The 25,518-nt window shown below is 75.4% G+C and carries 22 protein-coding genes; 14 read left to right on the top strand and 8 right to left on the bottom strand.

Features of this window, described 5'->3' with window-relative positions; genetic code table 11:
* Positions 1–3 precede the first annotated feature (3 nt).
* Genes ACI6QG_RS14470 through ACI6QG_RS14455 form a run of 4 tightly spaced genes read right to left on the bottom strand, consistent with a single transcriptional unit; the run spans position 4 to position 4,831 of the window.
* On the bottom strand, positions 4–1,779 hold the full coding sequence (locus ACI6QG_RS14470; protein WP_407025287.1) for a TIGR03016 family PEP-CTERM system-associated outer membrane protein: 1,776 nt from the start codon (positions 1,777–1,779) through the stop codon (positions 4–6).
* Entirely contained in the window at positions 1,748–2,689 is a 942-nt protein-coding gene (locus ACI6QG_RS14465) for a P-loop NTPase (protein ID WP_407025286.1), read from the bottom strand. Before ACI6QG_RS14465 ends, ACI6QG_RS14470 begins: the two co-directional genes overlap by 32 nt.
* The gene (locus ACI6QG_RS14460; protein ID WP_407025285.1) at positions 2,686–4,221 is read right to left on the bottom strand and encodes an XrtA system polysaccharide chain length determinant; all 1,536 of its coding nucleotides are present in this window, start codon (positions 4,219–4,221) and stop codon (positions 2,686–2,688) included. Before ACI6QG_RS14460 ends, ACI6QG_RS14465 begins: the two co-directional genes overlap by 4 nt.
* Positions 4,222–4,225: 4 nt before the next feature.
* On the bottom strand, positions 4,226–4,831 hold the full coding sequence (locus ACI6QG_RS14455; protein WP_407025284.1) for an XrtA/PEP-CTERM system exopolysaccharide export protein: 606 nt from the start codon (positions 4,829–4,831) through the stop codon (positions 4,226–4,228).
* A 517-nt stretch (positions 4,832–5,348) separates the two neighbouring features.
* On the opposite strand from ACI6QG_RS14455, the gene ACI6QG_RS14450 reads away from it, so the two are divergent.
* From ACI6QG_RS14450 to ACI6QG_RS14410, 9 genes are read left to right on the top strand one after another with little or no spacing between them, the layout of a single operon-like run.
* Positions 5,349–6,671 (top strand): exopolysaccharide biosynthesis polyprenyl glycosylphosphotransferase, encoded by a 1,323-nt coding sequence (locus tag ACI6QG_RS14450; RefSeq protein ID WP_407025283.1) that lies wholly within the window; start codon positions 5,349–5,351, stop codon positions 6,669–6,671.
* 22 nt (positions 6,672–6,693) lie between these two features.
* On the top strand, positions 6,694–8,661 hold the full coding sequence (locus tag ACI6QG_RS14445) for an ATP-binding protein (RefSeq protein ID WP_407025282.1): 1,968 nt from the start codon (positions 6,694–6,696) through the stop codon (positions 8,659–8,661).
* A complete protein-coding gene (prsR, locus tag ACI6QG_RS14440) occupies positions 8,658–10,037 on the top strand; it encodes a PEP-CTERM-box response regulator transcription factor (protein WP_407025281.1) in 1,380 nt (459 codons plus the stop codon). Before ACI6QG_RS14445 ends, prsR begins: the two co-directional genes overlap by 4 nt.
* Before the next feature lie 14 nt (positions 10,038–10,051).
* Positions 10,052–12,862: an XrtA/PEP-CTERM system TPR-repeat protein PrsT gene (gene prsT, locus ACI6QG_RS14435; RefSeq protein WP_407025280.1), complete on the top strand. Its 2,811-nt coding sequence runs from the start codon at positions 10,052–10,054 to the stop codon at positions 12,860–12,862.
* Positions 12,855–13,979 (top strand): acyltransferase family protein, encoded by a 1,125-nt coding sequence (locus tag ACI6QG_RS14430; RefSeq protein WP_407025279.1) that lies wholly within the window; start codon positions 12,855–12,857, stop codon positions 13,977–13,979. The genes prsT and ACI6QG_RS14430 overlap by 8 nt, the downstream gene beginning before the upstream one ends.
* The gene (locus ACI6QG_RS14425; RefSeq protein WP_407025278.1) at positions 13,976–14,170 is read left to right on the top strand and encodes a hypothetical protein; all 195 of its coding nucleotides are present in this window, start codon (positions 13,976–13,978) and stop codon (positions 14,168–14,170) included. The genes ACI6QG_RS14430 and ACI6QG_RS14425 overlap by 4 nt, the downstream gene beginning before the upstream one ends.
* 1 nt (position 14,171) lies before the next feature.
* Positions 14,172–15,548: a putative O-glycosylation ligase, exosortase A system-associated gene (locus ACI6QG_RS14420; RefSeq protein ID WP_407025277.1), complete on the top strand. Its 1,377-nt coding sequence runs from the start codon at positions 14,172–14,174 to the stop codon at positions 15,546–15,548.
* Positions 15,545–16,726 (top strand): glycosyltransferase, encoded by a 1,182-nt coding sequence (locus ACI6QG_RS14415; RefSeq protein WP_407025276.1) that lies wholly within the window; start codon positions 15,545–15,547, stop codon positions 16,724–16,726. Before ACI6QG_RS14420 ends, ACI6QG_RS14415 begins: the two co-directional genes overlap by 4 nt.
* Entirely contained in the window at positions 16,723–18,912 is a 2,190-nt protein-coding gene (locus ACI6QG_RS14410) for a hypothetical protein (RefSeq protein ID WP_407025275.1), read from the top strand. Before ACI6QG_RS14415 ends, ACI6QG_RS14410 begins: the two co-directional genes overlap by 4 nt.
* 64 nt (positions 18,913–18,976) lie before the next feature.
* On the opposite strand, the gene ACI6QG_RS14405 is transcribed toward ACI6QG_RS14410, so the two are convergent.
* The 4 genes from ACI6QG_RS14405 to ACI6QG_RS14390 form a co-directional block, all read right to left on the bottom strand.
* Positions 18,977–19,570, bottom strand: a complete 594-nt coding sequence (locus ACI6QG_RS14405) for a PEP-CTERM sorting domain-containing protein (RefSeq protein ID WP_407025274.1) — start codon at positions 19,568–19,570, stop codon at positions 18,977–18,979.
* 124 nt (positions 19,571–19,694) lie between these two features.
* Positions 19,695–20,366 carry a hypothetical protein gene (locus ACI6QG_RS14400; RefSeq protein WP_407025273.1) on the bottom strand — a complete coding sequence of 224 codons (672 nt, stop codon included), beginning with the start codon at positions 20,364–20,366 and terminating at the stop codon, positions 19,695–19,697.
* A complete protein-coding gene (locus ACI6QG_RS14395) occupies positions 20,353–20,916 on the bottom strand; it encodes a hypothetical protein (RefSeq protein ID WP_407025272.1) in 564 nt (187 codons plus the stop codon). Before ACI6QG_RS14395 ends, ACI6QG_RS14400 begins: the two co-directional genes overlap by 14 nt.
* Entirely contained in the window at positions 20,913–21,323 is a 411-nt protein-coding gene (locus tag ACI6QG_RS14390) for a hypothetical protein (protein WP_407025271.1), read from the bottom strand. Before ACI6QG_RS14390 ends, ACI6QG_RS14395 begins: the two co-directional genes overlap by 4 nt.
* Before the next feature lie 113 nt (positions 21,324–21,436).
* Between ACI6QG_RS14390 and ACI6QG_RS14385 the strand changes: the two genes are divergently transcribed.
* The 5 genes from ACI6QG_RS14385 (at position 21,437) to ACI6QG_RS14365 (ending at position 25,441) form a co-directional block, all read left to right on the top strand.
* Positions 21,437–22,354: a recombinase family protein gene (locus ACI6QG_RS14385; protein ID WP_407025270.1), complete on the top strand. Its 918-nt coding sequence runs from the start codon at positions 21,437–21,439 to the stop codon at positions 22,352–22,354.
* Positions 22,355–22,400: 46 nt separating this feature from the next.
* Entirely contained in the window at positions 22,401–22,847 is a 447-nt protein-coding gene (locus ACI6QG_RS14380) for a hypothetical protein (RefSeq protein ID WP_407025269.1), read from the top strand.
* A gap of 218 nt (positions 22,848–23,065) precedes the next feature.
* Positions 23,066–23,728, top strand: coding sequence for a nucleotide-binding protein (locus tag ACI6QG_RS14375; RefSeq protein WP_407025268.1), 663 nt, complete (start codon positions 23,066–23,068; stop codon positions 23,726–23,728).
* A 65-nt stretch (positions 23,729–23,793) separates the two neighbouring features.
* Entirely contained in the window at positions 23,794–24,120 is a 327-nt protein-coding gene (locus ACI6QG_RS14370; protein ID WP_407025267.1) for a hypothetical protein, read from the top strand.
* A 325-nt stretch (positions 24,121–24,445) separates the two neighbouring features.
* The gene (locus ACI6QG_RS14365) at positions 24,446–25,441 is read left to right on the top strand and encodes a replication protein RepA (protein WP_407025266.1); all 996 of its coding nucleotides are present in this window, start codon (positions 24,446–24,448) and stop codon (positions 25,439–25,441) included.
* The last annotated feature ends 77 nt before the right edge of the window (positions 25,442–25,518 follow it).

Genomic DNA, 25,518 nt, shown 5'->3' with positions numbered 1-25,518 from the left:
CCGTCAGAACCGCGCCGTCAGCGAGCCGATCAGCGAGTTCTGCGTGGCGTCGCGCGGGGCCAGGTTGCCGGCCGTGCCCGCCACGCTCGAGGTGCGCTGGATCAGCTGGTACTGCAGCGAGCCGAACAGGCTGTCGCTGAAGCGGTGCGACACGCCCACCCGCCCGTTCAGCGTCTCGCTGCGCGAGTTGAAGGTGCCCGAGCGGTTCCAGGAATACCCCACGGAGCCGAAGGCGCTCGTCACCTCGCTGAGCGGGCGCTGGCCGATCAGCGAGACGGTGTCGCCTTCCTGCGAGAAGGCGGCCTGGCCCGGCGCGACGCTGAGCGGCGAGCGCTGGTCGTGCAGGTATTGCAGGGTGATGGTGCCGCGCGGCAGGAACTGAGAAACCGACAGGGTGCCGCGGCGCGAGCGGAACAGCCCGTTCTGCGCGCCCAGGAAGCCCACGCCCCCCAGCTCGGGCGCCGGCGCGCCGGTGCGGCTGTCCACCGCGTTGCCCAGTTCGTCCACCGTGATGGCGCTCAGCAGGTCGGAGGTCTGGCGCAGCGAGGTGGTCGCCGCCTCCAGGTAGCGGCCGAAGGCCACGGTGCGCGGCCCCAGCTGCACGCGGGCCTCGGCCTGCGGGCTGTCGAAGCCGTCGCGCCGGCGGTAGCGCACGGTGATGGTGCTGTTCGGGCTGGGATCCAGGCGCACGCCGAAGCCCCAGACCGGCCCGTTCACCCGGTAGGGCGTCACCCCGCCGAAGCGCAGGTTCTCCCACCCGCCTTCCGCCAGCACGGAGACGGTGCGCGTGATGGCGTAGCGGCTTTCCAGCACGGCCAGCATGCGGCTGGCGCCGTCCGTCACCGCGCTGCCGCCGGTGAAGGCGCTGCCGCTGACGCGCGCCTCCATCGCCAGGCGGCCGAAATCCTCCCCCGTGCGCAGCGCGGCGTAGCCGGTGTGGGTGGTCAGCGCCTCGCTGCCGCCCACGGAGGGGCTGAACGGGTTGGCCGGGTTCACCCGCAGGGTCTGCGCCTGGCGGTCGTTGTAGGAGAACTGGTAGCCGACGATGCCGGTGGCGAGGCTGCCGAAGCGCTGGATGTAGTAGGGGCTGACGGAGAAGAAGTAGTTCTGCGCCAGGTCCGAGCGCCGGTCGGTGAGGGTGTTGGTCTGGTTCAGCCCCGGGTTGATCGGGCTGAGCGTGCTCAGCGCCCGCACGTCCACGAACAGCGCGTCGGGGATGGCGACCAGGGTGCCGGCGCCGAAGAAGCGGTGGTCCACCCGGCTGGGCTGGGTGTCGTTGAGGTAGAAGTTGAAGTTGGGCGCGTAGCTGACCGTGCCCTGCACCCGCGCCGTGTTGGCCCGCACCGCGAGGCTGGGGACGACGGAGGTGATGACCTCCCCCTCCCCGCCGCGGCCGGTGCCGCCCAGCCGCGCCCGGTCCGTGGCGGTGACGCGCGCGGTCAGGGTGGGGATGAACTCGTAGGGGCGGCTGGGCGCGGTGCTGCCCAGCGCCACCGGCGGGCCGCCGAAGGGCGATTCGAAGAAGCCGCCCAGCCGCACCGGCGGGCGCAGCGGGCTGCTGGGCACCGGGCTGCCGATGCCGGCCGGCAGGCCGGTGCCGGCGTCCACCGCGAAGGGCGAGGAGCCGGCGGCCAGCCCGGGCGCGCCGCCCGTGCCCAGCGTGCCGGGCAGGCCCGCGCCCGTCTGCGCCGCCGCGCCGCCGGCCGAGAGCAGCAGCCCCGCCGCCAGCAACGCCGCGCCGCGGGCCTCAGTCCCGCTTGTCGTGGCCGTAAGCCTCATACCCGTATGCCCCGAAGCTGTCCGGGGTCGAGATGCGCGCCTGGTTGAGGACGAGCTGGAGCGTGGGGCAGGCATCCAGCATGTCCAGGGCGGCTTCGACCTCGGGACGTTGGGTGGTCTCCGCTTGGACCACGATCAAGACTTGTCCTGCCACCGAGGCCAGCGCGCTGGCCTCGCTGGTGGACAGCACCGGGGGGGTATCCACGATCAGCGCATGCTTCGGGAAGGCCTCGGCGAGGCGCAGCAGCGCGCCGGCCAGGGCGTTCCCCGAAGGGTGGGCGGCGGCCGGGTCGGTCGGCGCGGCGCCGTAGGGAAGCAGGTGCAGGCGCTCGACCTCGGTGGGGGCGACGAAGTTGAGCGGCGCGAGGGAAGGCTGCGCGGCCAGGGTGCGCAGCCCCGGCAGCGTGGAGGCGCCCAGCAGTTCCGACAGGTTGCCGGGCTTGGAATCGGCGTCCACCAGCAGGGCCGGCAGGGTGCCGGCCCGGGCGATGGCGATCGCCAGGTTGAGGGACATGAAGCTCTTGCCCTCGCCCGGCCGCGCGCTGGTGACCACCACGATGCCGGGATGGCGCCCCGCGCCCGCCGGGGGGGCGGAGCGCAGGGTGCGGACCACCTGGTTCTGCACCACCGCCAGCTCCTCCGAGCAGCGGGAGCGGTGCGCCTCCAGGGAATGGGCGCCGGCGCCGATCATGGCCTGGCGGGTGATGGCCGGGCGCGCCGGGCGCGCGGCTGCCGGGGCGGCGGAGGGAGCCGCAGAGGGGGATGCGGGCGGCGCGCCGGGGGGTGGCGGGGCGGCGGCCGCCTCACCGGCGGGCGCGGCCGGCCGGGGCGCCTGGCCCAGCACGGCGGCGCCGCCCAGCGCCTCGACGGCGCGCTCGGCCAGGCTGCGCTGCGTGGAGGAGCCACTCATGAGAAGGTCCTTGCCACAAAGTCCGTTGCGCGCGCAACCAGCTCCGGCCCGCGCCACAGCACCGCGCCGTAGGCGCCCAGCAGCATCAGCGCCGCCCCGGCGAAGGCGAAGCCCGCCACCCGGCCGCGCGGCGGGTTCACCGCGTTGACGCCGCCCAGCACCGGCAGGCCGAGGTCGCGCAGCTCGCGCAGGGAGTAGAAGCCGCGGTCCAGCAGGCAGAGCAGGATCACCAGCCCCGCCCCGGCCCCCAGCCCGCCCAGCAGCACGCCGGTGGCCAGCAGCAGGCGGTTGGGCCCGGTGGGGTTGCTGGAGACGGTCGGCGGCTCCACCACGTCGATGCGGACCTGGTCGGCCCCCGTGCGGGCCGCGCCGGCCAGCTGCAGGGATTCGCGGCGGGTCAGCAGCTCCTCGTACTGGCGGCGCAGGGCGCCGTAGTCGCGGTCCAGGTTGGCGAACTCCACCTGCAGCTGCGGCGCGCTGCGCGCCAGCCCCTCCAGGCGCTCCACCTCCGCCTCCTCGGCGGCCACCTGGCGCTCCAGGGAGGCCACGGCGAGGTTGCCGTCCATCACCCGGGTCTGCAGCGCCTCGCGCTGCGGGGTGGCGGCGACGGGCACCTGGCGGGTGCCGGCGGGGGCGGCGCGCCCCTCGCCGCCGCCGGTCCGGCGCAGCTCGGCGATCAGGTTGCGCTGGCTGATCACCGCCGGGTGCTGGTCGGTGAAGCGCAGGCGCAGCTCGGACAGCTCGCGCTCGGCCTGGGCGACGCGCGGGTTGCCGCCGCCGCCGCCGCCGGTGACCACCGTGGCGGTGGTGGGCATGGCCTCCAGCTGGCGGCGCAGCACGTCGCGGCGCAGCACCGCGTCGGCCAGCTCGCCGCGCAGCTCGGCCAGGCGGCCGCGCGCGGCTTCCAGGCGCGACAGCCCGCCCAGGCTGTCGTTGGGCAGCAGCTCCAGGTAGCGGGTGCGGAACTCGGCGCGCCGGCGCTCCGCCTCGCGCAGCTGCGCCTCGTAGGCGGCGATCTGCTGGCCGATGAAGGCGCGCGCGTTCTGCATCTGCTGGCGGTCGTTGCTCGCCGCGCGCTCCATGAACAGGTCGAGCAGCGTGCGGACCACCGCGTGGGCGATGCGCGGGTCGCTGTCGGTGTAGCTGATGGCGTAGAGGCTGCGCCCCTGCGAGGCGATGCGCACGTCGCGCGCCAGCTGGTTCAGCAGCTCCTCGCGCGCGGCGGGCGTGTCCACCCGCTGGTCGAGGTCGGTGCGCGCCACCACGCGCTCCAGGTTGGGGCGCGCCAGCAGGGTGCGGGCCAGCAGGTCCACCGCCTGCTGGGGCGCGCCGTCCACCGCGATGCCGCGCAGCGTCTGGCCGAGGATGGCGTCCGCCTCGGCGTAGAGGCGCGCGGTGGACTGGTACTGGTTGGGCAGCTTGTAGACCGCCACCCAGCCGGCCACGCAGGCGGCCCAGGCCAGGAGGAGCCCTGGCCAGCGCCGGCGCCACGCCGCCTTGAGGGAGCGGAGGACGGGGGCGGGGACGTTCATGGCCTCAGAACCAGCTCTGCGGGATGAGGAAGGTGTCGCCCGGCCGGACCGGGATGTCCTGGCGGACGTCGCCGTTGCGCAGCAGGTCGAACAGGCGCACCGGGATGACCTGCGCCTCCCCGCCCTCGCGGCGGATGATCTGGGCGCGGTTGCCGGCGGCGAAGCGCGTCACGCCGCGGGTGGCGACCATGACGTCGAGCACGGTCATGCCCTCGCGGTAGGGGATGGCCTGCGGCTCGCTCGCCTCGCCGATCACGCGCACCTGGCGGCTGGTGGGGCCGACGAAGGAGCGGACCATGATGGTGACGTTGGGGTCGCGCACGTACTGCGCCAGGCGGCGCTCCAGGTCGCGCGCCAGCTGGGTGGGGGTGCGCCCGGCGGCCTGGATGTCCGACACCAGGGGCATGGAGACCATGCCGTCGGGCCGGACCGGCAGGTCCACCGTGAGGTCGGGGGCGCGGTAGACGAAGATGCCCAGCATGTCGCCCGGGCCGATGACGTAGCTTCCCTCCGCCGCCTGGGCGGTGTCCGCCGCCGGCAGGACCGGTGGTGGCGGGGCGGCGCAGGCCGCCGCCAGGAGGCAGAGGGACAGCAGGCACGATCTGATCATGAACAGATTCCTGTGTTGTTCCGAGGGCGACGCCTCGATGCCTCATTTTTGACCACAACCGGCCGGATACCGCACCTGTATCAAGACCGTAATGAAAAAATCAGTTGGTTAATCTTAACTTACGGTTATTGTGAACCCGAAGGAAGCGCTTGGTTGAGCGAGATTCTAGGGCATGTCAGGGCAGCACGTCTTGGTCCGCGAGGCTCCCTCTGGGAGAAACTTTCATAGGTGGTGTCTGTTCACGTCGCATTAAGAAACAGCCTCCCCTCCACGCGTGCATCCCTCCCACACATCCCGCATGACGCGAGCCAACCTTCTCCGGGAAAGATAAGCCATGCCAACGAATTTGGGAATATCTAAATAAGTTGACAACAGGTTGATGGGTGGTGCATGTTCGCTTTCGCCGGGTGGTCCCCCATGGGCCAGCCGGACTCATGATCCACGGGTGAACGGCGGATTCGATGGGCTTGCGTTGGGGTGGCGCAGGTCCCGCCGGGAGCCGGCCAGGAGCTATCAGATGACCAATCTGTTCGGGCATAGCGTTCGGTCGGAGTTCCTCCTCTTGTCCCTGGCCGAGGCCCTCGCGTGCTTCGGTGCCTTCTACCTCATCCTCCAGATCGGGGTGCCGGGCGATTCCACGCAGGGCCAGGGCGTGCTCCTCGTGGTGGCGGGGCTGCTGGCGCTGTGCACCAGCTTCGCCTCGGGGGCCACGGGCCTCTACCAGCAGAAGAACTGGCTCAGCGCCGGCCGGCTCCTCGCAGGCTCCCTGCTGGGCGGGCTGCTGCTGGTGGTCGCCGCCCACCTGGTGGTGCCGCAGGTGCTGCCCGGCTTCGGCGGGGCCTGGCTCAGCCGGCTCGAGCTGGTGGCCGCCTTCGTGGCGGCGGTGATCTTCACCCGGATCGCCTTCCTCACCGCCGTGCAGACCGGCGCGCTGCGCCGGCGCATCGCCCTGCCCCCGGGCCCGGGCACGGAGAGCCTGCGCGCGGCCCTGCAGGCCGACGCCCTCTACGACGTGGTGGACCTGCCGGCCCATCCCGCGCCCGGCGGCCTGGCCGCCTGGATCGCCGGGCACCGCCCGGGCGCCGTGGTGCTCGACGACCCGGCCCAGCTGCCCGAGGCGGATCGCCGGGTGCTGGAAGGCGCGGGCGTGCGCCTCTGGCGCGCCGCCGACTTCGCCGAGAGCCGCCTGGGCCAGGTGGACCTGGAGCGCCTGCCGGCCGACTGGCTGCAGGACCGCGCCGGCCGGCGCGACATCCTCCAGGCGGTGGTGCGCCGCGCGGTGGACATCTCGCTGTCCTGCCTGCTGCTGCTGGTGACGCTGCCCGTCATCCTCGTCACGGCGCTGGCGGTGAAGCTCGACAGCCCGGGGCCGGTGTTCTACCGCCAGCAGCGCGTCGGGCTGAACGGGCGCGTCTTCACCCTGTTCAAGTTCCGCTCCATGACGGCGGACGCCGAGAAGGGCCAGGCCGTCTGGGCCTCCAAGAACGACCCCCGCGTCACCCGGGTGGGCAAGTTCATCCGCCTCACCCGCATCGACGAGATCCCGCAGGTGTTCAACGTGCTGCGCGGCGACATGGCCTTCGTCGGCCCCCGGCCGGAGCGGCCGGAGTTCGTGGCGCGGCTGACCGCCATCATCCCGCACTACGCGGCCCGCGCCGTGGTGCCGCCCGGCATCACCGGCTGGGCGCAGGTGAACTACCCCTACGGCGCCTCCGACGAGGATTCGCGGATGAAGCTGACCTACGACCTCTACTACGTCCGCCGGCGCAGCCTCTTCCTCGACCTGCTGATCCTGATCGCCACGGTGCGCGTGGTGCTGTTCCAGGAGGGATCGCGGTGAGCGCCGCCGCCGCCTGCATGGCGTGACGCCGCTGGTCGCATCGGCACCGTTGCACGCGGCGGCCGCGGCGCTGTGCCTGCTCTGGGCCGCGCTCGTGATGCTCGCCGGCCGCGGCGGGCGGGCGGCGGTGCTGCCGGCCCTGCTCTGCCTCGCCGCCGCGCTGTGGGCGGCGGTGGTGGCGGCCGGGCCGCTGGCGCCGATCTCCGGCCTCGCCGCCCTGGCCGACCTGCTGCGCAACGCCCTGGCCCTCGCGCTGCTCTCCAGCCTGGACCGGCGGCTGTCCGGCGGGCCGGTGCAGTCGCGCCGCCTGGCGTGGCTGGGCGCCGCCCTGCTGGGCGCCGGCCTGCTGGTGCAGCTGGCGGCGGTGGCGGGGGTGGCCGGCATCGGCCCCTGGGCCACGCTGGCGCAGGTCTCGCTCGCGCTGCTGCTGGTGGTGCTGGCGGAGAACGTGGCGCGCAACGCCGACGAGGCGGCGCGCTGGCACGCCAACCTGCCCTGCATCGCCGTCGGCGGCCTCGCGGCCTTCGACCTCGTGCTCCATGCGGAGGCCGCGCTCACCAGCGGCTTCTCGGCGCAGATGCTGAACGCGCGCGGCGCGCTGTGGGGGCTGGCGCCGGCGCTGCTGGTGCTGGCGGCGCTGCGCGACCGGCGCTGGCGGCGCGCCCCCGCGGTGTCGCGCCAGGCGGTGTTCCACGGCGCCACGCTGGTGATCGCCGGCGCCTTCCTGCTGGGCGTGGGCGTGGCGGGCGAGGCGCTGCGCTGGCTCGACGCCGACTGGGGCGGCACGGCGCGCGCCGGGCTGATCGCCGGGGCGCTGATGGCGCTCGCGGTCGCGCTGTCCTCGCGCTCCTTCCGCTCGCGCATCCGACGCGGCGTGGTGGATCACTTCTTCGCCGCCCGCTACGACTACCGCGCCGAGTGGATGCGCTGCGCCGCCACCCTGTCGGCGGCCGACGACGAGGTCCCGGCGGCGCGGCGCGCCATCCGCGCCGTGGCCGACGCGGTGGACGTGCCGGCCGGGCTGCTGCTGCTGCACGCCGAGGCGGGGGGCGGCCTGCAGGCGGCCGGCCACTGGAACCTGCCGGCGCCGCCCGCGCCGCTGCCGCCGCTGCCGCTGGACGGCAAGGCGGTGCGCCCCCTGGCGGGGCTGCCGGCGCCCTGGGGCGCCCTGTGGCTCGCCGTGCCGCTGGTGCACCACCGCGAGGGGCTGCTGGGCGCCGTGCTGCTGGCCCGCCCGCGCGCGCCCTTCCCGCTGGATGAGGAGGTGGAGGCGCTGCTGCTGGCCCTAGGCCGCGAGGTGGCGATGTTCCTGGCCGAGCGCCAGGCGGCCGAGCGCCTGGCCGACAGCCGCCGCCTGGCCGACTACGCCAAGCGCTTCGCCTTCGTGGCGCACGACGTGAAGACCGTGTCCAACCAGCTCTCGCTGATGCTGGCCAACGCCGAGGCCCACCTGGACGACCCGGAGTTCCAGCGCGACCTGCTGACGACGATGCGCGCCTCGGCGGCGCGCATCAACACGCTGATCGCGCGGCTGCGGCAGGAGGAGGCGGCGGTGGCCGCCCCGCCGCTGGCGGTGGTGGAGCGCCTGCGCGCCCTGGCCCGCGGCCGGGCGCGGCCGGTGGAGGTGGAGCAGGAGGGCGGCGTGCTGCCCCCGGCCATCATCCCGCCGGAGAATTTTGATGCGGCGGTAACCCACCTGCTCAACAATGCCGCCGAGGCCTCGCCGCCCGAGGCGCCGGTGCGCGTCGTCGTGCGCCCGGCCGAAGGGGCGCTCGAGGTGGACATCATCGATCACGGCCCGGGCATGACGAGCGACTTCATCCGCGACGAGCTGTTCCGCCCGCTGGCCACCTCCAAGCCGGGCGGCAGCGGCATCGGCGCCTGGCAGGCGCGCGAGCTGCTGCGCCAGGCCGGCGGCAGCGTCTCCGTGCTCAGCCGCCCGGGCGCGGGCACCACCATGCGGCTGCGCCTGCCGGTGGCGGCGGCATGAGCAAGCCCAAGCTCCTCATCGTCGAGGACGACCCCGGGCTGTGCGCGCAGTACCGCTGGGCCTTCCCCGAATGGCGGGTGGTGATCGCGGGCACCCGCGCCCAGGCCGAGCAGGCCGCCCAGCGCGAGCAGCCCTCCGTGGTGCTGCTCGACCTCGGCCTGCCACCGGATGCCGAGGGCGTGGCGGAGGGCTTCGCGACGCTGGAGACGCTGCGCGCCGCCCAGCCGGACCTGCCGGTGATCGTGGCCTCCGGCCAGGGCCAGCGGGAGAACGCCCTGCGCGCCATCGGCCTGGGCGCCTATGATTTCTGCGAGAAGCCGGTGGACCCCCAGCTGCTGCGCACCGTGCTGGACCGCGCGCTGCGCCTGCGCGAGCTAGAGCAGGAGAACCGCCGCCTCGCCGCCGCGCCGCGCCCCTCGCCGATCCAGGGCATCATCACCGCCGACGAGGGCATGCTGAAGATCTGCCGCACGGTGGAGCGCCTGGCCTCCGTCTCGGTGCCGGTGCTGCTGCTGGGCGAGAGCGGCACGGGCAAGGAGGCGCTGGCGCGCGCCCTGCACGACATGGGCCCGCGCGCCAGGAAGCCCTTCGTGGCGCTGAACTGCGCCGCCATCCCCGAGAACCTGCTGGAATCCGAGCTGTTCGGCCACGAGCGCGGCGCCTTCACCGGCGCGGTGAAGCAGACCCCCGGCAAGATCGAGCTGGCCGACGGCGGCACCCTGTTCCTGGACGAGATCGGCGAGATGCCGATGCAGCTGCAGGCCAAGATGCTGCGCTTCCTGCAGGACCAGGTGGTGGAGCGCATCGGCGGGCGCCAGCAGATCCGGGTGGACGTGCGCATCGTCTCGGCCACCAACCAGCCGCTGGAGGAGCAGGCCGAGACCGGGCGCTTCCGCGGCGACCTGCTGTACCGCCTCAACTCCATGACGGTGCGCATCCCGCCGCTGCGCGCGCGCGGCGGCGACGCGCTGCTGCTGGCGCGCTTCTTCCTCGCGCAGGCGGGCGAGAAGTTCGGCCGCCGCCTGCGCGGCTTCGACGCCGGCGCGCTGGAGGCGATCGCCGCCGCGCGCTGGCCCGGCAACGTGCGCGAGTTGCAGAACCGCGTGCAGCGCGCGGTGCTGATGGCCGACGGCGCGCTGATCACCGCCGCCGAGCTGGAGCTGGAAGCCCCCGAGGGCCAGCCCGAGAACGCCGACCTCGACCTGCGCGCCGCGCGCCAGCGCGCCGAGCGCGGCGTGCTGGAGCGCGCCCTGGCGATGAGCCAGGGCAGCCTCGCCAACGCGGCGCGCCTGCTCGGCGTCAGCCGGCCCACCCTCTACAACCTGCTGGAGACGCACGGCATGGCCTTGCCGCGCAACGGCAGGGAACCCGAGTGAGCGGAACGAAGCCCATGGCCCTGCCCTCCCCTGCCCTGCTCCGCGCCCTGGCGCTCTCGGCCGCCCTGGCGCTGGCCTCCGGCCCGGCCTTCGCCTCGCTGGAGCGCGCCCGCGCCGCCCAGGCGCGCGGCGACCTGCGCACCGCGCAGATCGAGCTGCGCAACGCGGTGCGCGCCGCCCCGGCGGACGGCGCGCTGCGCCTGGCCCTGGCCCAGGCCAGCCTCGACCTCGGCGACGGCGACACCGCCGAGAAGGAGGCGCGCGCCGCGCTGGAGCGCGGGGCGGACCCCGCGGCCGCCACCGCGCTGGTGATCCGCGCCCAGCTCACGCTCAACCGCGCGCGCGAGGTGCTGCGCGAGTTCGCCGAGCCCGCGCCGGACGCCACCGGGCCGCTGGCCGGGCAGGTGCTGGCCGGGCGCGCCCAGGCCCAGGCCATGCTGGACGACCGCGCGGCCGCGCGGCGCTCGGCCGAGGCGGCGGTGCGCGCCGCGCCCAACCTGCCGGAGGCGCGGCTGGTGCTGTCGGGCGCGCTGCTGGCCGCGGGCGACCGCGCGCGGGCGGAGGCGGAGGTGGATGCGGCGCTGGCGGCGGTGCCCACCAACGCCGCGGCGCTGCTGCGCAAGGCGGCCTTCGCCTTCGAGCGCGGCGAGAACGCCGCCGCCGCGGAGCTGGTGGGCCAGGTGATCGCCGCCGCGCCGGGCAACGTGGTCGCCCGCGCCCAGCGCGCGGAGATCCTGATGCGCATGGGCCAGGACGAGCCGGCGCGCGCCGACGTGGAGGCGGCGCTGCGCACGGCGCCGGGCAGCGTGCCCGCCAACTACCTGCGCGCCCTGCTGCAGCTGCGCGCGCAGGACTGGCGCGGGGCGGATGAATCGCTGTCGCGCCTGGGCGCCAACCTCCCCAACCTGCCCGACGGGCTGCTGGTGCTGGCCACCGTCAAGCGCGCGCTGAACCAGGGCGCGCAGGCGCTGGACGCCGCGCAGCGCCACGTGGCGCGCCGGCCGGAGGACCCGCGCGGCGCCCGGCTGCTGGCCGGCATGGACATGGAGGCCGGGCGCTTCGCCCCGGCGGCGGCCACCCTCAACACCCTGGTCGGGCGCGGCACGGCCGACGCCGAGGCCTTCGACATGCTGGGCCGCGCCCAGCTGGCGCTGGGCCGCCCGCGCGAGGCGGCGGAGGCCTTCCGACAGGCCGACGCGATGGCGCCGGGCAACGCCGCCCTGCTGTCGCGCCTCGCGGCGGCGCGGCTGGCGATCGGCGACGTGAGCGGCATGGCCGAGGCCGCGAACGCCGCGCTGCGCGCCGCCCCCGACGGGCCGGCGGCGCGGCTGATGCTGGCCATGGGCGCGATGAACCGCGGCGACCTCGCCGGGGCCGAGGCGGAGCTGGGCCGCCTGGACCCGGCGGCGCGGGCGGGGGAGCCGGCGAAGCTGATCGAGGGCACCATCAAGCTGGTGCGCTTCGACACCGACGGCGCGCGCGCGGTCTTCGCCGAGCTGCTGCGCGCCGACCCGAACTCGGTGCCCGCGCGCATCGCGCTGGCGCGGGTGGCCAACACGCTGGGCGACGCGGCGGAAGCCGACCGCCTGCTGGGCGAGGCGCTGCGCCGCGACCCGCGCAACGCCGAGGCGGTCAACCGCCTGTCCGCCGTGGCGATGGCCGGCGGGCCGCGCGCCGCCGGGGCGCGCGCCGCGCTGGAGGCGGCGCAGGCCGCCAATCCCAACGAGGCGCCCCTGGCCATGGCGGTGGCCATGCTGCTGGGCCGCCTGGGCGAGTTCGACCGCGCCGCCGCCCTGCTGCAGTCCGAGGGGCTGCGCGCCGCGCCGGGCCAGGGCGGGATGGCCGCGCTGCGCCTGTCGGAGGTGCGCGCCGCGCAGGAGCGCTGGGGCGAGGCCGAGGCCGCGGCCCGCAGCGCCCTGGCCGAGAACCCCGGCCTGTCGCTGGCCCGGCGCCAGCTGGCGCGGCTGCTGGCCCGCCGCGGCGACGTGCGCGCCGCCGAGATCCTGGTGGATGAGGGGCTGCGCCAATCCCCTGGCGACACCGTGCTGCAGGCCACCGCGGTGGGGCTGGGCCAGCAGGCGAACGGCCTGGAAGGCGCGCTGGCCGCGGCCGACCGCGTGGCGGCCCGCCCGGGCGCCATGCCCGCCGCCGCCACCCTGCGGGGCGACCTGCTGTTCGGCGCCCAGCGCCTGCCGGACGCCCTGCAGGCCTATGCGGCGGCGGCGCAGCACTCGCCCTCCGTGCAGGTCGCGCAGCGCCAGGCGACCACGCTGGCGGCGCTGCAGCGGCCGGAGGAGGCGATGGCGGTGCTGCGCGACTGGGTGGCGCGCCACCCGGGCGAGGCGGCGCCGGCGCATTCCCAGCTGGGCCAGATGGAGCTGCAGCGCAACCAGCCCGAGGCGGCCATCCGCCACTTCCGCGCCGCGGCCGAGGCCGCGCCCAACGACCCGGTGGTGATCAACAACCTGGCCTGGCTGCTGCAGGAGCGCGGCGGCGAGGCCGGCCGGGCCGAGGCGCGCCGCTTCGCCGAGCGCGCCTTCTTCCTGGCCCCCACCGCCGAGATCGCCGACACCTTCGGCTGGATCCTGGCGCGCTCGGGCGAGGGGGCGCGCGGCCTGCCGCTGCTGCGCCAGGCCGCGGCGGGGGCGGCGGCGGGCAACGCGCCGTTCGCGCCGGGCATCGCCTACCGCCTGGCCTGGACGCTGGACAGCCTGGGCCAGCGCGAGGAGGCGGCGCGGGTGCTGGAGCCCGTGCTGGCCAACGCCGCCGCCTTCCCCGAGCGCGCCGAGGCGGAGCGGCTGATGTCGCGCCTGCGCGGTGGCTGACCGGCCCGCCATCCCCGCCCTCACCTCGGTGCGCGGCCTCGCCGCGTGCTGGGTGGCGGTGTACCACTACCGGCTGGAGCTGCCCGCGGGCACGCCGGCGGCGGTGATGGACGTGGCGGCGCTGGGCTACCTGGCGGTGGACTTCTTCTTCCAGCTCAGCGGCTTCATCATCGCCTACAACTACTTCTGGAAGCTGCGCGACGGCGGCACGGGCGTGGCCGACTTCATCGTCGCGCGGGTGGCGCGCATCTGGCCGCTGCACATCGTCACCCTGTTCCTGGTGCTGCTGAACCCCATCGCCATCCTGCTGTTCTCCGAGGCCAGGCAGCTGGGCGAGCGCTACGACCCGGCGCTGTTCCTGCTCAACATCCCGCTGGTGCAGAACTGGGGCTTCACGACGGCGCTGTCCTGGAACATCCCGGCCTGGTCCATCAGCGCGGAGCTGGGCGCCTACCTGCTGTTCCCCGCCCTGGTGCTGCTGGCCGGGCTGGCGTGGCGGCGGCTGGGCCGGCCGGGCGTGGCGGCGCTGCTGGCCGGCACGCACCTGGCCTTCATGATGACGTGGGACTGGCTGGGCGTGGGCATCGGCGGCGACATCCCGCGCTACGGGCTGGCGCGCTGCGTCTTCCAGTTCGCCATGGGCGCGCTGCTGTTCCTGGTGTGGGACGGCATGGCGGCGGCGTGGCGGCGGCGGCTGGACGGCGCGGCGCTGGCGCTCGTCGCCGTGGGGGTGGTGGCGCTGGCGCTGGGCGCGCCCGACCACCTGGTGGCCACCTGGCTGTTCGCGGCGCTGATCTGGCTGGGGCTGACGGCGGCGGCGAACGGGCGCGGCCTGCTGGCGCACCCCTGGGCGCTGTGGCTGGGCGAGGTGTCCTTCGCCATCTACATGATCCACTACTTCGTGCGCGACTGGGTGAAGTTCCTGTTCCTCGGCCCGCAGCACGGCCCGCTCTGGGCCTTCGGCATCTACGCCGCCGCCACGCTGGCGGCCGCGGCGCTGCTGCACCGGCTGGTGGAGCTGCCGGCGCGGCGCGGCATCCAGTCCCTCTGGCGCGCCCGGCGCGCCGCTTCCCGGCGCGCGCCGCCGACCCCCCTGCCCGGAGCCGATGCGCGATGATCAACAACCTCGTCATCCTGCTCACCCACCTCGCGATCCTGTGGATCGTCGCGCGCGCAGTGATGCTGGACCGCGGCTGGGGCGCCGCGCCGCCGCCGCGCCGGCCGGCGGCCGGCGCGCGGGCGGAGGGGGCGCCCGCGGCGGCCCCCGGCCAGGGCTGGCGCGCGCGCGTCCAGGGGGCGGGGCGCTGAGATGCTGCGCAGCACCTTCCTCATCCTCTTCCTGCTGGCCTTCTTCGCCATGGGCGCGGCGGCGCCCTTCGTGATGGGGCTGGGCTACGTCTGGGTCAGCATCACCAAGCCGCAGCTGCTGGCCTACATGATCCTGCCCAGCGTGCCGGTGGCGATGATCTTCGGCGCCGCCACCCTGCTGCTCTACCTCACGCATGACCGGCGGGACCCGCCGAAGCCCGACCTGCTGATGGTGCTGCTGGGCCTGTTCGCGCTGTGGTTCACCGCCTCCACCTTCCTGTGGGCGGTGGTGCCCGAATTCGCCGTGACCAAGTGGGACTGGGCGCTCAAGACCATCCTGTTCACCATGTTCATGCCCTTCATCTTCCGCACCCGCGTGCAGATCGAGGCCTTCGTGCAGGTCTACGTGATCGGCCTGCTGGCGGTGTTCCTGCCGATGGGCGTGAAGGTCGCGCTGTCGGGCGGCGGCTACGGGCAGTTCCTGGGGCTGTTCATCGCCAACACCGGCCTGGGCGAGGGCGCGACGCTGGCGGGCGTGACGGTGATGTCGGTGCCGCTGGCGCTGTGGCTGATGCGGCATGGCCAGCTGCAGCCGCGCTGGCCCATCGTGCGGCTCGCCTATCTCGGCGTCGCGGTGATGGCGGTGCTGGCCACCGTCGGCACCTACCAGCGCACCGGGCTGGTCGGGCTGGTGGTGCTGGCGGCCTTCGCCTGGTGGAAGACCAAGCGCAAGATCCTCGGCGCGGTGCTGATCGCCGTCGGCGTGGGCATCGCCGGCTGGGCCGCCTCCGACCGGTGGGAGGAGCGCATGTCCACCATCACCAACTACGAGAACGAGGGCTCGGCGATGGGCCGCATCCGGGTCTGGACCTGGACCTGGAACTACGTGCTGCGCAACCCGCTCGGCGGCGGCTTCGAATCCTACCGCATCAACAGCTACGAGCAGCCGCACCCGCTGCGGCCGGACGAGATCCTCACCGTCACCGGCAAGGCCTTCCACAGCATCTACTTCGAGGTCCTGGGCGAGCAGGGCTTCCCGGGCCTCGCCCTGCTGCTGGCGATCTGCGCGGTGACGCTGCTGGTGCAGTGGCGGCTGGCGCGCCGCTTCCGCAAGTCGGCCGAGCACGAGTGGATCCACGGGCTGGCGAACGCGCTGCAGGTGGCGACGGTGGTGCTGATGGTCTGCGGCGCCTTCATCGGCATCGGCTACCAGCCCTGGCTCTACTTCCTGGTGGGCACCACCATGTGCCTGCACCAGCACGTGCGGCGCCTCGACGCCCCGGCGAAGCGGCGGCCCGGCACGCCGGCCCCCGCCGCGCGCGCCGCCCCGCCGCGCGAGGCCGAGCGCCGGCCGCAACGGCAGCCGGAGGTGGTTTGAGCGCCGCCGCCCCGGCCGGCACCCCGGCCGGCGACCCCGTGCGGCTCGTCACCTTCAGCAGCCTGTATCCCAACCCGGCGCAGCCCAACCACGGCGTCTTCGTCGAGAACCGGCTGCGCCACCTCGTCGCCAGCGGCGAGGCGCGCTCCACCGTCCTCGCCCCCGTGCCGTGGTTCCCCGGCCGCGGACCCGGCGCGGTGCCGGCGGAGGAGCAGCGCCACGGGCTGCGCGTGCTGCACCCGCGCTTCCTGGCCCTGCCCAAGCTGGGCCTGCTGACCAACCCCGCCCTGCTGGCGCGCGCCGCCCTGCCGGCGCTGGAGCGCCTGGCGCCGGGCTTCGACGTGCTGGACGCCCACTACCTGTTCCCCGACGGCGTGGCGGCGGTGCGCCTGGCGCGCCGGCTGGGCAAGAAGGTGGTCATCACCGCCCGGGGCTCCGACACCAGCCACCTGCCCCGCCTGCCCTTCGCCGGCCCGATGATCCGCGCCGCGCTGCGCGAGGCCGACGCGCTGGTCGCCGTCAGCGAGGGGCTGAAGCAGGGGCTGCTGGAGCTGGGCGCCGACGCGGGCAAGGTGACCGTGCTGCGCAACGGCGTGGACACCGCGCTGTTCCAGCCGCCGGCCGACCGCGAGGCCCTGCGCGCGGAGATGGGGCTGGGGGCCGGGCCGCTGCTGGTCTCGGTGGGGCTGCTGATCCCGCGCAAGCGCCACCACCTGGCCATCGAGGCGCTGCGCCACCTGCCGGACCACCGCTTGGTGATCCTGGGCGAGGGGCCGGAGCGCGCGGCGCTGGAGGCGCTGGCGGCGCGCGAGGGGGTGGCGGGGCGCGTCACCCTGGCCGGCACCCGCCCGCATGCCGAGCTGCCGCGCTGGTATGGCGCGGCGGACGCCATGGTGCTGGCCTCGGCGCGCGAGGGCTGGGCGAACGTGCTGCTGGAAAGCATGGCCTGCGGCACCCCCGTGGTCGCCACCGAGGCCTGGGGCGCGCGCGAGGCCGTGTCCTCGCCGGCCGCCGGACGGGTGGTGGAGGCGAGCGGCGCCGCCATCGCCGAGGGGGTGCGCCAGGTGGCGCCCCTGCCGCGCGCGGCGACGCGCGCCCATGCCGAGCGTTTCGGCTGGGAGGAAACCACCCGCGGGCAGCTCTCGCTGTTCCGGCGGATCCTGGAGGGGCAGGCATGAGCAAGGCGTTGGGACGGCGGCAGGCCGGCCTGCTTTCGGCCGCGCTGGCGGCGGGCTGCGCGGGGCCCGGCCGCGCCCAGGCCCAGGCCAGCGGGCAGATGCTCAACGGCGCCCAGGTGCCGCCGACCACCCCGGTGGTGCTGCCGCTGCCCCTGCCCTGCCCCCGCGCGCCGGGCGACATCGTGGGCGCGCTGCTGGAAGGCCCGTCGGAGGCCGGGGTGCTGGTGTTCGGCCAGCCCTTCGCCCCCGGCGAGGTGCCGGCCGGCGCCGGCCTGGCGGTGCGGACGGCGGATGGCCGGCCGCTGCCGGCGCAGCTCGACGTCAAGGTCCGCCACCCCGACCGCTCGGCCCGGCACGCGCTGGTCAGCCTGTCCGTGCCGGCGCTGCGCCAGGGCGAGCGGCTGGGCCTGCTGCTGGCCCGCGGGCCGGAGGCGCCGGGCGCGCCGCTCGGCCTGGGCCCGGCGCTGGCCGGGCGGCAGGCCGTGCTGGAGGTGACGCCGCTGGAGGGGGGGGCGCCCTGGCGGGTGGACCTGCTGGCCGCCTGGCAGTCGCGGCGCGAGGCCAGCCCCTGGCAGTCCGGCCCGCTGGCGGTGCAGGAGCGCCTGACCCTGCCGGTGCCCGCCGCCGCGGTGGGCGGCGTCGCCTCCATGCGCCTGGTGGCCGATATGGCGGTGCGCGCGGACGGCACGCTCTGGGTGGATGCCTGGATGCGCAACGACATCGCCATGCAGCCCGATGGCGGCACCGCCGCCTACCGCCTGCGCCTGCTGCTGGACGGCCGCCCGGCGCTGGAGGCCGAGCTGCCCAAGCACCTGCAGTACACCGGCTTCGGCCGGCTGCGCGGCGCGCGGCCCGGCGGCGCCCCGCCGCCGGTGGCGCCCTTCGTGCGGCAGGACGTGAACCACCTGGCCGACACCGCCGCCATCCCCCGCTACGACCAGACCACCGGGGTGGATGCCCGCCACCTGGAGAACATGGGCCGCGCCCTGGCCGACCCCGAATGGGAGGTGCCGTTCAACCGGCGGCTGGTCACCATGTCCATGGGCCAGGCGGGCGGGCGGCTGGACATCGGGCCGCTCACCGGCTGGCAGGCGCAGTGGCTGTGCTCGGCCGACCGCCGGGTGGCGGCGGTGGCGCTGGGCCAGGCGGAAACGGCCGGCGCCGTGCCGTGGCATTTCTGGGACCCCGGCACGGGCAGCCGCCCCGCGGCCTGGATGGACACCCGCGCCTGGCCGAACTTCTGGACCGACCCGCGCAACGGCGCCCCGCCGCGCTCCCTGCTGCAACGGCAGGACTGGAGCACCGGCTGGGGCCCGACGCGCTCGCACCAGCCCGACCTCGCCTTCCTGCCCTACCTGCTGTCCGGCCGGCGCGCCTTCCTGGACGAGGTGCTGGCGCAGGGGGTGTGGAACATCCTCAACAACTGGCCGGCGATGCGCCGCCCCGCCGGGCCCGGCGCCCTGCTGGACGACGTCATCATCCTCAACGAGAACCAGAACCGCACCCATGCCTGGGCGATGCGCCAAGTGGACAACGCCGCCTGGATCACCCCCCAGGGCGACCCCACCGGCGACTACCTGCGCGCCGTGGCGGCGACCAACTGGCTGTGGATGCGCGGCAAGCTGCCCGAATGGACGCGCATGCAGGGCGAATCCCATGGCTGGATGCCCGGCTCCTACGGCACCCCGGGCGCCATGCCGCCCTGGCAGCAGGACTACTTCGCCTGCACGGTGGCGATGGCGGCGCGGCGCGGCAGCGACGACGCCCGGGTGTGCCTGCGCTGGATGACCAACTTCCTGGTCGGGCGCTTCTTCGCGGAGGACAAGGGATTCAGCCGGCAGGACGGGGTGACCGGGCTGCTGGCCATCACCCAGCCGCCGCCGATCCCGCGCGGGGCGCCGCCCCTTCGCAGCTGGGCCGACATCGCCGAGGCGACGCGCGCGCGCGACTTCGACGCGCGGGGCACCTGGCGGCACAGCCGGGCCGACTTCTCGCGCTGGGCGCTGCAATCCCTGGCGCAGATCACCGAGACGCTGGGCGACGAGCGCGCGCGCGAGGCCTACCTGTGGCTGATGAACTCGGACGCGCCTTTCGTGACGCCGCAGTACCACGTGCTGAACGCGCAGGCGAACATCGTGCCCAAGGGGATGCCGCGCATCCCGGCCCGCCAGCCCGGCTGCGCCTGAGCCGCATGAAAAAGGGGCGCCCGGTGCTGCCGGGCGCCCCCTCCATTGTTCGCTGCGGCGCGCTTCAGGCGCGGCGGCGCATCAGCCCCAGGCCCAGCAGGCCCAGGCCGAACAGGCCCAGCGCCGCCGGGGCCGGCGCGTCCACGATGCGCACGGAGGAGAACCAGTAGATCAGGTCGTTGTAGTCGTAGTCGCCGTTCCGGCGATCCTCGAAGCCGATGAAGATGCCGGTCTGGCCGGTGGCGGCGATCGCCGCGGCGGCGTCGGCCGGCAGGGCGCCCACGCCGAAATCGGCGAAGTTGGTGGTGGTCACCGCGTGCTGGACGCCGTCCACCGGGTCAACGATGCCGGCGGTGAAGGAATAGCCCTGCGTGGTGTTGGTCAGGATGAAGTTGACCGTGCCGGCAGCGCCCGCGGTGGTGGTGAAGCCGATCGGGTCGGCCGTGGGGCCGTTGTTGGTGATCAGCAGCGTCGGCGGGTTGCCGCCCTGGGAGAAGGACAGGTCGCTGGTGTCGGCGGCGTCGGCGAAGGCGAAGACCACCGTGAAGGGGCCGGAAGCCACCGGGGGGGTGGTGATGGGGGTCAGGGCCGCCTGCGCGGTGCCGGCGATGCCCAGGGCCAGCACGGCCGCGGCGACGGTGGTTTTCAGGGAACGCATGATGTCCTCCGTTTCAAGCGAGAGGCCCGCACCCGCGGAGCCACATGCCTTGCCCTGGCAATTCCCATGCCACGTCACATGTTGCTGAAAAGATTGATGATTTTTGCTGGCACTTTCGTGACTGTCAGGAAATCCGACGCCTTGCCATTGTGGGTGCCAAGGCCATGAGGGAGAAGGTTTTTTCCTGCAGCAGGGTGGCTTCCCCCCGCCGCGCCAGCTCCAGCGCCGCGACGAAGCCGCTGGCCTGCGCGGCCCGGCGCTGGAGGGCGGAGGCGCCGGGGGCGCGGGGCAGCAGCGCCGCCAGCGGGCGGGGCCCTGGCAGGGCGGGCAGCACGCCGCGCAGGTGCGCCAAGGCCTGACGCGGCTGCCACAGCGGCGGGGGGCGCGGCCGCCAGGGCGGGGCGGGGCGCGGCTCCATCGCGCACAGCAGCCCGGCCAGCAGGTCGGTGAAGTCGGCTTCCGCCGGCGGCGTGCCGGCCTCCGGGCGGCCGCGGGCGAAGCGCTCCCGGCCCAGCTGGGGGCGGGCCTCCAGCCAATCGGCCAGGCGCGCCGCCTGGGCGCGCGCCAGTGACGATCCCGGCCGGGGCGGCACGGCGGCGGGTGCATCCGCCGGCAACAGCAGGCGGGATTGCTGGGCGAGCAGCGTCGCCGCCGCCACCAGCCACGCCGCCCCCCGGGCCAGCGGCAGGCGTCCGCCGCGCAGCGCGGCCTCCAGCGCCGCCGCGGCCGCCCCGGCCCGGCCCTGCCGCAGCAGGACGAGGACCTCCTCCGGCAAGGCGGGGTCAGGCGCCGTCATACAGCGGGCGCAGCGTCAGCTGCAGGGCGGGATGGCCGGCGCGCAGCCGCAGCAGGGCCGGCCAGGGCGACCAGTCGGCAGAGAAGAACCCCACCCAGAACAGCCCGGGCAGGTGCCGCCGGGGGCGGTCCCGCCGGGCGGGCGGCAGCTCCACCACGCCGCGCAGCCCTTGCGTGACCCCCCAATGCGCGCGCAGCCAGGCCAGGGCCGCCGGGTCCTCGGGGCCGCGGCGCAGCAGGGCGGGCGGCACCGGCAGCAAGGCGTGCAGGTCGAAGGCCACGCGGGCCGGCAGGGCCGGGCGGCGGGCGCGGCGCTCCTCCAGCGCCCCGCGCAGCAGGGCGGCGAGGCGCCGCGTGTCCTCCAGCCCCAGCCGGCGGCGGCCGGGGGGCTGGACCATGGCGCGAAGGAACCAGTCCTCCTCCGCCGGCCCCAGCTCGTCCTCCCAGGGCAGCAGGCCCGGGCCGGCGGCGGCGGCGCGGAAGGCGGCCACCGCCGCGGGCGGCCCCTCGGCGCGCAGGTGGTGGTACAGCCAGTCGGTGTGGCGGCTCACCGGCCAGCCCGGCGCCGCAGCACCCGCCGCAGCGCGCCGGCGGCCAGGCGGCGGCCGCGCTGCGGCGTGCCGGCATGCGACACCTTGCAGAACACCGGGCCGAAGCGCAGCGCGGCGGCGGCGCACCAGGCCTCCAGCGCGGCGGCGGCCTCGGGCGGGGCGCGCCGTTCCTCCCCCACCGCGTCGGCGCCGGCGCCGGCGCGCGCCAGGCGCAGCAGCAGGCCGCCCGCCGCCGGGCGCAGGTGCTGGGCGTCCAGCCGGAGGATGGCGGCCTCGGGCAGCCCGGCGGCGGCGAGCAGCAGCAGGGCGCGGTCCCGCAGCCCGGCGAGGTCGGCCGGGCAGGCATAGGCGAGGCGGCGCCACGCTTCCCCTGCCCCGTCCTCTCCGCGCTGCTCCTCGCCCAGCATGGTGGAATCCTCCTGCGCCAGCGTGATTGTGGCAAGGCTGGCGAAGGCGAGGGCGGCTGCCGGGAGGCCCGGAACGGACTGGAAACGTTTCCAAAGATGTGTTTGGAAGCGTCATGAGCCATGGAAAACCGCCCCGCCCCATCGGCTACGCCCGCGTCTCCACCGAGGAGCAGAGCACCCGCCGTCAGGTGGACGAGCTGCGCGCCGCCGGCGTCGCCGAGTTGGTGGAGGAGCGCGCCAGCGGCGCCGACCGCTCGCGGCCCGTGCTGGCGCGGCTGCTGCGCGCCCTGGGCCCCGGCGACACGCTGGTGGTCACCAAGCTGGACCGGCTGGCGCGCTCCCTGGAGCACCTGCTGGAGGTGGTGCGCGGGCTGGAGGCGCGCGGCGCCTTCCTGCGCGTGCTGGGCGACCCCATCGACACCGCGACGCCGCAGGGACGCTTCATGCTGCAGATGCTGGGCGCGGTGGCGGAGTTCGAGCGCGCGCTGATCCGCGACCGCGTGCGCTCCGGCCTGGCCCGGGCGGCGCGCGAGGGGCGGCGCGGCGGCCACCCCGGGCTGCGCGCGCGCGACCCGGAGGCGGTGGCCCGGCTGCGCCAGGCGCGCGACGCCCGCCACCGCGCCCGCCTGCTGGACGGCGCCGAGGCCTGGCTGCCCCTGCTGGTGCGGCTGCGCGCCGAAGGCTGCGGCTGGGAGGAGGCGGCGGCGGGGGTGAACCGCCACCTGTCCGGACAGGGCAGCTGGAGCCCGGAGCGCCTGCGCCGCGCCGCCCGCAGCCTGGCGCGCGCCGGCCTGGCCCCGGCGGCGCTGCTGGAGCCCCGCCCCGCCCCCCGCCCGCCGGCGCCGCCCGACCCGGATGAGGCGGTGCGCGCGGTGGCGGCCCTGCTGGGCCAGACGCCGGGCATGACCCTGCGCGCGCTGGGCGCGGCGCTGGAGCGGCTGCGGCTGCGGCCCCGGCGCGGCGGCGCCGGCTGGGCGCCGTCCAGCGTGGCGCGACTGGTGGCGCGGGCGCGGGCGGCCGGGCTGGCGTGAAAGGGCGATTCACTTCGCCGAATCAAGGCCCTAGACTCGTCCCGCCATGCCGATCCGCGCCGAGTTCCGCCCCCTCTACCCGCCGCATTGGAAAGCCCTAAGCGCCGAGGTGCGCTTCGTGCGCGCCCGCGGCCGTTGCGAGCGCTGCGGGCGCCCGCATGCCTGCCGCCTGCGCTGCCTGCCCGATGGCCGCTGGTGGGACGAGGCGAGCCGCACCTGGCGGGACGGCCGCAACCGCCCGGCGCGCTGGCCCGACCTGACGGAGGCAGCGGCCAGCCGCACCACCTTCGTGGTGCTGGCGGCCGCGCACCTGAACCACGACCCGCGCGACAACCGGCTGCGCAACCTGCGCGCCCTGTGCCAGCGCTGCCACCTGGCGCATGACCGCGCGCACCACCGGGCGCAGCGCTGGCGCACCTTCCGGCGCCGCTGGGCGCTGGGCGACCTGTTCCTGGGGCCCTACGACCTCCCGCCCAGCAACGCTAGTCGCTAGCAGATAGCCGAACTATCGCCCGCCAGCTGGCTTGCGGCGGGCCGTCGCTTCCGGCGGCGCCGGGAGACCTGTCCCTCGCGCCCCACGGCTTCCCGCCCATTGGCGCTACGAGCTAGCAGCTAGCTAGGCTATCATCCTCCAGCTAGCTTGCAGCACGCCGCCGCGGGCTGCTAACCGCGGGAAACGGGACGCGGGGGTTTGCGGCAATGGCGGCGACGGTGCTCACGGTGGCCTCCACCAAGGGGGGCGCGGGCAAGACCACCCTGGTCATGGCGCTGGCCGGCAGCCTGGCGGCCGAGGGGGTGCGGGTGGCGGTGGTGGATGCCGACCCCAACCGCGCCTACGCCTCCTGGTCGGAAGAGGCCTATGAGGGGGCGGCGGTGATGGTGCGCGCCGAGGCCGACGAGGCGCGCCTGGCCGCGGCGATCGACGAGCTGGCGCCGGAAGTGGAGCTGGTGCTGGTGGACACCGCCGGCTTCGGCAACCGCGCCGCCCTGCTGGCCATCGCCGCGGCGGATGCCGTGCTGGTGCCCTGCACGCCCAGCCGCGCCGACGTGGAGCAGGCGGCGCGCACCCTGCAGCTGGTGGAGGGGGCGGCGCGGGCGGCGCGGCGCGCCATCCCGGCGCGGGTGGTGCCCTCGCGCCTCAAGCAGTTCACCGCGGTGTCGCGCCACGCGCTGGCGGAGCTGGACGCCGCCGGGCTGCCGCGCACGGAGGCCGGGCTGGGCGACCGCGTGGCCTTCGCGGAGATGACCTTCTCCGGCCGGCTGCCGGCAGGCGGCGAGGCCGGGCAAGAACTGGCCGCCCTGGTGAAGGAGCTGCGCGGCCTGGGCTGGCTGCCGGCCGCGCGGCGCTCCCAGCCCGCAGGCCATCGGTCATAGATCATAGGCTGTAGGCCATAGCCGCTATGTGCTATGCGCTACGTGCTAGCTTCATGGAGGGGTGGATGTCCAACAAGGGCCTGAAGCCGGCCATCGCCCGGCCTTCGGCGCGCGACGCGCTGGCCGTGACGCAGGCGGTGGCCGACGCCGCCGGCCTGCCCCCCGCCACCCTGCCCCGCGCCGCGCCGCCGCCGGCAGCCGCGGAGGCGGCGCTGGTGCAGCTCAACATCCGCGTGCGCCGCGCCCTGGGCGACCAGCTCGCCGACCGGGCGCGCGCCGAGGGCGTGACGCAGAAGGTGCTGGTCTGCCGCGCGCTGGCCGCCATGGGCTTCGCCGTAGCCCCGGAGGACCTGCGCGAGGCCCCGGCGCCGCGCCGCCGTGGCAGCCGCTAGCCTGCCCGGGCGGCAGGGTTCCGGGGCAGGAGGCGCGGCAGCGTCGGTAGAGTACGAAGTCCGGGGATTCGTACTTTGCCGACGCCCGCGAGGGCGGCGGGACGCCGGGGTTATCCACAGGGGATTCGTACCTTACCGACGGAACTTCGTACTTTGGTGACGCAAACCGGATTCGTCCCCCGTACTTTGGTGACGCACCTAATAGTAGAATCTAATAGTTTCTCTAGGAGCGTCGGCAGAGTACGAACGCCCCCGCCCGCCTGCCGGGGGGCGTCGGCAAAGTACGAATTGCAGCGGGTCGGGCGGCTGGGCAGATTGCGCGCCGATGAACGAACTCGCCGATGCCGGGTGGCCGATCTCCGTGGGCTCCGAGGACGCGCTGGAGGGCCGCCTGCTCGGCAAGGTCGAGCGCCTGGGGCGGCAAAGGGCGCTGGAGGCGGCGCAGACCAGCCTGGACCGGCGCTGCGTCGAGGCGGCGCACCTGGTGATGGCCGACGAGCAGGGCGCGCCCGGCTACGTCCATGCCGGCTTCGCGATGACGGCGTTGCCGCACAAGCGGGTGGACCAGGCGGAATGGGTGCGCGACGGCGCCGACGTCCGGTTGCGCATCGAGAGCGGCAAGACCCATGCGGGAAGCGTGGTGGGCATCCCCTACGGCTACGTCGCCCGGCTGATCCTGCTCTACCTGCAGACGGAGGCGATCAAGACGCGCTCGCGCGAGGTCGAGCTCGGCCGCTCCATGCATTCCTGGCTGAAGGCGATGGGGCTGAACAGCGGCGGCAAGGGCTACGAGGCGGTGCGCGAGCAAAGCCGCCGGCTGAGCATGTGCCGGCTGACCTTCTACCGCATCAGCGAGAACGGCGAGGCGGTGCTCAACGGCTCCTTCGTGCGCGAGGCCATCCTGCCCGCCCGCGACACCGGCAGCCAGATGTCGCTGTGGCGCGAGACGGTGCTGCTGGACGAGGTGTTCTTCGAATCGCTGATCCGCCACCCGCTGCCGGTGCGCGAGGCGGCGATCCGCGCCATGTCGGGCCGCTCCATGGCGATCGACCTCTACATCTGGCTCGCCTACCGGCTGCACCACCTCGAGCGGCCGACCCGGGTGCCCTGGCCGGCGCTGCACCGGCAGTTCGGCTCGGGCTTCACCCATGCGCGCCAGTTCAAGGCCCACGCGCGCGAGGCGCTGGCCCTGGCGCTGGCCAGCTACCCTGAGGCGCGGGTGCAGGTGGACGACGAGGCGCTGACGCTGATGCCCTCGCCGGCGCCGATGCCCGAGCGCGGGCGCCTGCCGGGCGCCGCGGCGAAGCTGCGCGCCGCCTAGACGGCGGCCGCCCGCATCCACCCCGCGCCGCAGATCGCCGTCGCGCCCCTGGCCGACCCCGCCGCCCTGGCGGCCGA

Origin of the sequence: Sabulicella flocculans, from assembly GCF_045449635.1 — a bacterium.
Taxonomy (GTDB): Bacteria; Pseudomonadota; Alphaproteobacteria; order Acetobacterales; family Acetobacteraceae; genus Roseococcus.
Note: the sequence above shows the minus strand (reverse complement) of the source record. Positions and strands in the feature narration are given on the sequence as shown.

Coding starts and splice junctions, on each gene's coding strand:
- ACI6QG_RS14470 (WP_407025287.1), bottom strand. CDS start 1,779: ATGAGGCTTACGGCCACGACAAGCGGGACTGAGGCCCGCGGCGCGGCG.
- ACI6QG_RS14465 (WP_407025286.1), bottom strand. CDS start 2,689: ATGAGTGGCTCCTCCACGCAGCGCAGCCTGGCCGAGCGCGCCGTCGAG.
- ACI6QG_RS14460 (WP_407025285.1), bottom strand. CDS start 4,221: ATGAACGTCCCCGCCCCCGTCCTCCGCTCCCTCAAGGCGGCGTGGCGC.
- ACI6QG_RS14455 (WP_407025284.1), bottom strand. CDS start 4,831: ATGATCAGATCGTGCCTGCTGTCCCTCTGCCTCCTGGCGGCGGCCTGC.
- ACI6QG_RS14450 (WP_407025283.1), top strand. CDS start 5,349: ATGACCAATCTGTTCGGGCATAGCGTTCGGTCGGAGTTCCTCCTCTTG.
- prsR (WP_407025281.1), top strand. CDS start 8,658: ATGAGCAAGCCCAAGCTCCTCATCGTCGAGGACGACCCCGGGCTGTGC.
- prsT (WP_407025280.1), top strand. CDS start 10,052: ATGGCCCTGCCCTCCCCTGCCCTGCTCCGCGCCCTGGCGCTCTCGGCC.
- ACI6QG_RS14425 (WP_407025278.1), top strand. CDS start 13,976: ATGATCAACAACCTCGTCATCCTGCTCACCCACCTCGCGATCCTGTGG.
- ACI6QG_RS14420 (WP_407025277.1), top strand. CDS start 14,172: ATGCTGCGCAGCACCTTCCTCATCCTCTTCCTGCTGGCCTTCTTCGCC.
- ACI6QG_RS14410 (WP_407025275.1), top strand. CDS start 16,723: ATGAGCAAGGCGTTGGGACGGCGGCAGGCCGGCCTGCTTTCGGCCGCG.
- ACI6QG_RS14405 (WP_407025274.1), bottom strand. CDS start 19,570: ATGCGTTCCCTGAAAACCACCGTCGCCGCGGCCGTGCTGGCCCTGGGC.
- ACI6QG_RS14400 (WP_407025273.1), bottom strand. CDS start 20,366: ATGACGGCGCCTGACCCCGCCTTGCCGGAGGAGGTCCTCGTCCTGCTG.
- ACI6QG_RS14390 (WP_407025271.1), bottom strand. CDS start 21,323: ATGCTGGGCGAGGAGCAGCGCGGAGAGGACGGGGCAGGGGAAGCGTGG.
- ACI6QG_RS14385 (WP_407025270.1), top strand. CDS start 21,437: ATGAGCCATGGAAAACCGCCCCGCCCCATCGGCTACGCCCGCGTCTCC.
- ACI6QG_RS14380 (WP_407025269.1), top strand. CDS start 22,401: ATGCCGATCCGCGCCGAGTTCCGCCCCCTCTACCCGCCGCATTGGAAA.
- ACI6QG_RS14370 (WP_407025267.1), top strand. CDS start 23,794: ATGTCCAACAAGGGCCTGAAGCCGGCCATCGCCCGGCCTTCGGCGCGC.
- ACI6QG_RS14365 (WP_407025266.1), top strand. CDS start 24,446: ATGAACGAACTCGCCGATGCCGGGTGGCCGATCTCCGTGGGCTCCGAG.